The organism is Nocardia veterana NBRC 100344, from assembly GCF_000308855.1.
Lineage (GTDB): Bacteria > Actinomycetota > Actinomycetes > Mycobacteriales > Mycobacteriaceae > Nocardia > Nocardia veterana.
Genome location: NZ_BAGM01000188.1, coordinates 1 through 6460 on the forward strand (window position 1 = coordinate 1; position 6460 = coordinate 6460).

Consider the following 6460-nt stretch of genomic DNA (forward strand, 5'->3'; position numbering starts at 1 on the left):
AACCATGTCTAGCTACCGGCTTCCCGACGGCAGCGTTCCGGTACTGCTGTCGAGCGATACGGCGGAGCTGGTGGCCGCCGAGGCCGCCGCGCTTGCCGGCTACCTCACCGACCATCCCGACGTGTCGTCGGATCAGGTGGCGGACATGCTGTTTCGGACCCGATCCGCACGCCGGCACCGCGCGCTGGTGATGGCCGGGCCCGACACCGATCTGGTGGCGGCGCTGCGCGCGGTGGCCGAGGACCGCCCGCATCCGGCGGTGGTGCGTAGCGCCCGCGCGGCGGGTGCGAGCCGGGCGGCCTATGTGTTCCCCGGTCAGGGCAGTCAGCGGCCCGGTATGGGCGCGATGCTCTACGCACACTCGACGGCCTACCGTGACGCTATCGACGAGTGCGACAAGGTCTTTCACGACCTGTACGGGTGGTCGCCGCGGTCGTATCTGCTCGACACCGAACTGCAGGCCGACGACAAGGCGATGACCGTGCAGCCGGCGCTGTTCATGCAGATGGTCGGTATCGCGGCGATGTGGCGGGCCGCCGGGGTCGACCCGGCGGCGACCGTGGGCCATTCCCAGGGGGAGATCGCCGCCGCCTACGTCAGCGGTGCGCAGACGTTGCGCGACGCCGTCCGCATCGTCACCACCCGGGCCCGAATCGTCGACGACCGCGAACTCAGCGGCTATTCGATGGCCGTGCTCGGGATCGATCGGGACGAGTGCGAGGATCTGATCGCGCGGCAGGCCGATTTCGTGGAGTTGTCGGTGATCAACTCCCGGCACATCCTCGCGATCTCCGGCGAGCGCGCAGCCGTCGCCGGAATCGTCGAATCACTCACCGCGGCAGGGAAGTTCGCGAAGGAGATCCGGGTCCAGTACCCCGCGCACACGTCCTATGTCAGCACCGCGCGGGACCTGCTCGCCGCCACGGTCGGTCCCGAGATGGACAATCACGCCTTCCTGGAGACCGAGATCGACTGCATCGGCGCCACCATGGGCGACCGCCTGCATCCGGGCTTGTCGATCGTCGACTACTGGTATCTGAATCTGCGCAATCGGGTGCGCTTCGACCTGGCTATCCGCAAGGCCACCGACCTGGGTATCGATACCTTCCTGGAGATCTCCGAGCACCCCACGCTCATGCTGGCGATTCAGGAGAATCTGAGCGAGATTCCGGGGCAGCGCGACTTCCAGGCGCTGGGCACCTCGCGGCGGTCGGCCGAGGATCTGCGGGAGTTCACCCGCAATCTGGCCACCGTCGCCGTGCACGACGCGAACTACCGCTGGGCGGCGCTGCGGGTGCCCGGCACCGGCGCACCGGCCCTGCCCCTGCTCGATTTCCCGAATACCCGGATGACCGCGAAGCGGCTGTGGGCGCCCTTCGACTACGCCCGTACCGAAACGCCCGGCGGCGAGGGCGTTTCGGACGCCGGGACCGTCGCGCCGCAGCGGGTCGCCGAGAGCTGGGTCCGATTGCCGCGGCGCACCATGGTGCCGCCACGCACCGTCGCCCTCGTCGATCCGTCGGGCGGGAACGCGGATCTGGCCGCGGCCGTGCGCACGGCGGCGCCGCGGCAAGGAGTCACCGTCGTCGACAGCGGCGAGGGGCAGCCGGACACGCTCGTCGTCCTGGTGCCGCCACCGTCGGACGCGGGCGCCGTGGCCGACGTGGCCGAATTTCTCGGTGACCGAAGCTGGTTGCCCGATCCGGCCGGCATCGGCGATGTCTGGCTGGTCACCCGCGGCGGCGAACAGGTCGTCGACGGCGATCTGCCGGACCCGTTCCACGCGGCCGCGCAGTCCGGATTCCGTTGCCTGGCAGGCGAACACGTGGGCACCGCCTTCCGGCACCTGGATCTGAGCGCCGCGGCGGACACCGCCGCGGCGGCCAAGTTCGTGCTGGGGGCCGTCCACATCGCCGGTGAGCCGGAACTCGCGGTACGCGACGGCGGGTACTACGCCAAGCGGTTGGTGCCTGCCGGGACCGCACCGGACGCGCCGCCGGCCGAGGAATTGCGCGAGGTCGTCATCGTCGGCGGCACCGGGAAACTCGGACTCGATTTCGCCGAGCAGTTCGCTGCCGCCGGCGCCGGACGGATCACCCTGATCAGCAGATCGGGCGAGACGGATGCCGCGCGTGCGCGGATTGCCCAGATCGCCGGACGCGGTCGCACCGAGGTCGTCGTCCGGTGCTGCGATGCCGGCGACGAGGCCGCGCTGAGCGCGCTCGCGCGGGACTACGCCGACACTCCCGCCTCGTTGATCGTGCACGCGGCAGTGGACTACGCGGCCGCCGCCGCCGATCCGGACCCGGCCACCGTCCGAGCCGCGGCCACCGCCAAATCCGTTGTGCTGCACAATCTGGTGCGGCTTTTCCCGCGCACCGAAGACGGTCGGATCGTGGTGTGCTCCTCGCTGTCGGCCACCCTCGGCGGTCGCGGCCACATGGTCTACGCTGCGGTGAACCGCCTGCTCGACGCGCAGGCGGCGCAGCTGCGCGCGGACGGGGTGGACTGTTCATCGGTGCAGTGGGGACTGTGGCGCGCCGTGGGCGCCGACCACGCCGAGGCGTTGGCACGAATCAGTGGAACCGGTCTGCTGCCGATGGATCCCGCGGTCGCGGTCGCGGCCGGCGTCGCGGCACGCGCGGCGAATGTGCTGGTCGCCGCGGCCGATTGGGGCCGGATCCGAGAGCTGTTCGCCGTCTTCGGATTCGCACCGCTGTTCGCCGAACTGCCCGAGGACGAACCGGAACCGACGCCGACGCCCCACACCGCGGACGGACCCGCGGTCGGGACCGCGGCAGCGACCACCGAGGAGGAGCCCGCCGTCCCTGCGCGCGATACCGCCGACACCGTGCGCGACGCCCTGCGGGTGGTGATGGGTCTGGAACCGGGCGAAGCGATCGACGGCACCGTCCCGCTGGTGGCGCTCGGCCTGGACTCCCTGCAAGCGCTCGACCTGCGCAAGCGGGTGGAGGCCCAGCTGCGGCGCGAGCTGCCGGTCACCGCCATCCTCGGCGGAGCCTCGCTCGACGAAGTGGTGACTTTGCTCGGTTGAGCGTGCGGCGCCGCCCGCGCTACGGGTGGAGTTGCCCGAAAGATTAAGTTAGCCTTACCAAAGTAACGGCGCTCGGACGGAGAGCATGGTGTCGAATTCAATGGCTGCGGACAACGCGATCGTCGTCGAAGGCGTGCGGAAATCCTTCGGTGCCGTGCAGGCGCTGCGGGGGATCCGCTTCACCGTCCCGGCGGGCAGCGTGCTGGGCGTGCTGGGACCCAATGGTGCCGGGAAGACCACCACCGTGTCGGTGCTGTCGACGTTGATCCGCCCCGACGCGGGAACCGCGCGAGTCGCCGGCTACGACGTCGTCACCCAGGCCGACCGGGTGCGTTCCTCGATCATGCTCACCGGTCAGTACGCCGCCCTCGACGAAATGCTCACCGGCCGGGAGAATCTGGTGTTGTTCGCCCGCCTGATGGGGTTGCGCCGCAAGGCCGCCGCCCAGCGCGCGGACGAACTGCTGGAGCAGTTCGCGCTCACCGAGGCCGCCGAACGCCGCGTCGGCCAGTATTCGGGCGGTATGCGCCGGCGCATCGATATCGCCTGCGGCCTGGTCCGGCCGCCGCGGGTGGTCTTCCTGGACGAGCCGACCACCGGACTCGATCCGGTCAGCCGGCAGAGTCTGTGGGCCCTGGTGCGATCGCTCAAGGAACAGGGTGTGACCATTCTGCTCACCACCCAGTACCTCGAGGAAGCGGATGCGTTGAGCGACAACATCATCGTGGTCGACAAGGGCACGGTGATCGCCGAGGGTACCGCCGACCAGTTGAAGGCGCGTTCCGGCGACAGCTACTGCGAGGTGGTGCCCGTGGACGCCGCCGACGTGCCGGCGGTCGCCGAGGCGCTCGCCGGCCTCGGTACGGTCACCGTCGCCGATTCCCGGGATCGGGTGTCGATACCGGCCCCCGACGGCGCGGTAACCCTGTCCGCCGCGCTCGACCGGATCACCACCGCCGGGATCGAATTGATCGATATCGCACTGCGCCGGCCCTCGCTCGACGAGGTGTTCATCCAGCTGACCAAACCGGCCGATGAGGTGTCCGCATGACCACGACCGCCCCGAATCTCGCGGAGCCACTGCGGATTCCGGCCTATCTCCAGTGGGCGGCGCTGAGCGGCCGCACCATTCGCACCACCGTGCGCGAGGGCGACGTGGTGCTGACCTTCGCCGCACCCGTGGTGTTCTTCGTCTGCTTCTATGTGCCGCTGCGGCGGTCGATGGAAGCCGGTGGGATCGACTACGCGCAATACCTGCTGCCGTTGATCGCTGTTTTCGCGATGTTCTTCACCTCGATGTTCGCCGGGGACCGGGCGGCGCGCGAGGTCGTCGGCGGGATGGCTACCCGGCTGCGGGCCATGCCGGTGCCGCCCTGGATTCCGGTGACGGCGCGAATGTCGGCGAATCTGGTGCGCGCCCTGGCCGCACTGGTCGGCGCACTGGTCATCGGTACCGTCTTCGGCTTCCGTTTCCACTCGGCCGGCTCGGCGATCGTCTTCGTGGCCGTTGTGCTGGCCTTCGGCGCGGCCCTGGTGGTGGCCACCGACGCACTCGGCACCATCACCCGCAACTCCGAACTCAGCGGCACCGTCTTGTTCGGACCCCAACTGCTGCTGGTGATGACGTCCACGGGTTTCGTTCCGGTGCAGGGTTTTCCCGGCTGGATCCAGCCGTTCGTGCGCAACCAGCCGGTCTCGCAGCTCGCGGATGCGCTGCGCGGCCTCGCTGCGGGGGAGTACCCGTCGGAACTCACCGTGGCGGCGATATGGATCGCGGGCCTGCTTCTGGTAGCGGCAACCCTGGCCACACGAGCGGAAGGGCACCGGGCATGAGCGACGCGACCGGAGGCGGCAGCGCGCGTAACCATGGGAGTGTGCCACCGGCTTCCGCGGATCCACTGGGCACCCGTGCGGGGGACTTCTGGTCGCAGAGTTCGGTCGAGACCGGCCGGTTGCTGCGGCGGTGGTCGCGGCAACCCGAGGTGATCACCAGCACGCTGGTGCTGCCGATTCTGCTGCTGCTCATGTACGACCTGGTCCTGGACAAATCCCTCGGCGCCACCGGCGACGGCGATCCGATCTACGGATTCGTGCCGATGATCGCCGTGGCCGGGGCGATGTACGGCGCCATGGGCACCGGCATGTCGCTGTACGCGGAGCGGGAAAGTGGTCTGCTGCGCCGTTTCTGGGTGTTGCCGGTGCACCGCTGGGCCGGTCTGTCCGGCCGGCTGCTCGCCGAATGCGCCCGCGCTCTCGCGGCGACGATCGTCGTGGTCGCGGTCGGGATGGCGTTGGGATTGCGGTTCCACCAGGGCTGGGGCGGAGTGCTCGGGGTGCTGGTGATCCCCGTGGTGGTGATAGCCGGGTTCACCCCGCTGGTGATCGCGGTCGGCGTCAGCAGCGCCGGGGACAAGGTGGTGCAGCTGTTCGCGATCGTGGTCCTGGTCGGAATGTTCTTCAATTCCGGCTTCGTGCCGGTGCAGAACTATCCGGGCTGGTTGCAGCCGATCGTTCGCGCCCAGCCGATGAGTTGCGCGATCGAGGCCATGCGCAATTTCATGCTCGGCGGTCCGCTGGTGATTCCGGTCGTGCAGACCCTCGCCTGGTCGGTCGGACTGGTCGTCGTGTTCGGTGCCGTCGCCGTCCGCGGCTATCGGCGCGCCGCGCAGAGCTGACCGGTACTCCGCACGCGGACAGCGCATTAGCCCATTCGTAACCGACGCACCGGATCGTCCGGCTGATTCACGGAATTCGATCCCTTCTTTTCGGTACTTTCGAGGTTCGATTGTTCGTTCCGATTAGGCATTCCGAGGAGCTCAGGAAGGACGAATCGTGCACAGCCGGATACGCGGTGCGGCAGCTGTCTTGTTCGGAACTCTCATAGTGATTGCGGGCGGTGCGATTTCCGCGCCGCACGGCGCGGCGCAGCCGCCGGTGCCCGCGGCCGCCGACGATTTCTACATACCACCGGCCCCGCTGCCACCGGCGCCACCGGGCGCCATCCTCCGTGCTCAACCGGCATCGCTGATGCTGTCGGCTCCCGGTCAACCCGGCGTGGTACCGGCGACGGCGACGCGCATGATGTACGTCAGCAGCGATACTCACGACGCGCCGACAGCGGTGGTGGGCACCTATTTACAACCGATGCTGCCGTGGACCGGGCCGGGCGATCGGCCGCTGGTCGCCTACGCGGTCGGAACACAGGGCCAGGGTGATCATTGCGCGCCCTCGAAATTGCTGTCGCAGCTCGCCGAATACCGCCCGCCGTTCGATGTGATCGCCGAATACGATGTGGTGGCGCTGTATTCGCTGCTCTCGCGCGGGATGGCCGTGGTGGTCACCGACTATCACGGTCTCGGCACCCCCGATATGCACGACTTCCTGAACAGGAAGGCGCAAGCCTAT

The 6460-nt window shown here is 69.0% G+C and carries 4 protein-coding genes and 1 pseudogene; all 5 read left to right on the plus strand.

All coding sequences use genetic code 11. The annotated features are described in order from the left end of the window. On the plus strand, positions 1 to 3055 hold a 3055-nt coding region (gene nbtC / locus ON37_RS26770), incomplete at its 5' end, for a nocobactin polyketide synthase NbtC (protein WP_245553515.1). Between the two features lie 100 nt (positions 3056 to 3155). Then, positions 3156 to 4106 carry a daunorubicin resistance protein DrrA family ABC transporter ATP-binding protein gene (locus ON37_RS26775; protein ID WP_040723224.1) on the plus strand — a complete coding sequence of 317 codons (951 nt, stop codon included), beginning with the start codon at positions 3156 to 3158 and terminating at the stop codon, positions 4104 to 4106. Next, on the plus strand, positions 4103 to 4888 hold the full coding sequence (locus ON37_RS26780) for an ABC transporter permease (RefSeq protein WP_051032092.1): 786 nt from the start codon (positions 4103 to 4105) through the stop codon (positions 4886 to 4888). The genes ON37_RS26775 and ON37_RS26780 overlap by 4 nt, the downstream gene beginning before the upstream one ends. A gap of 41 nt (positions 4889 to 4929) precedes the next feature. Then, positions 4930 to 5730, plus strand: a complete 801-nt coding sequence (locus tag ON37_RS26785; RefSeq protein ID WP_245553517.1) for an ABC transporter permease — start codon at positions 4930 to 4932, stop codon at positions 5728 to 5730. A 157-nt stretch (positions 5731 to 5887) separates the two neighbouring features. After that, positions 5888 to 6460, plus strand: a pseudogene (locus ON37_RS26790) (lipase); the annotation flags it as partial.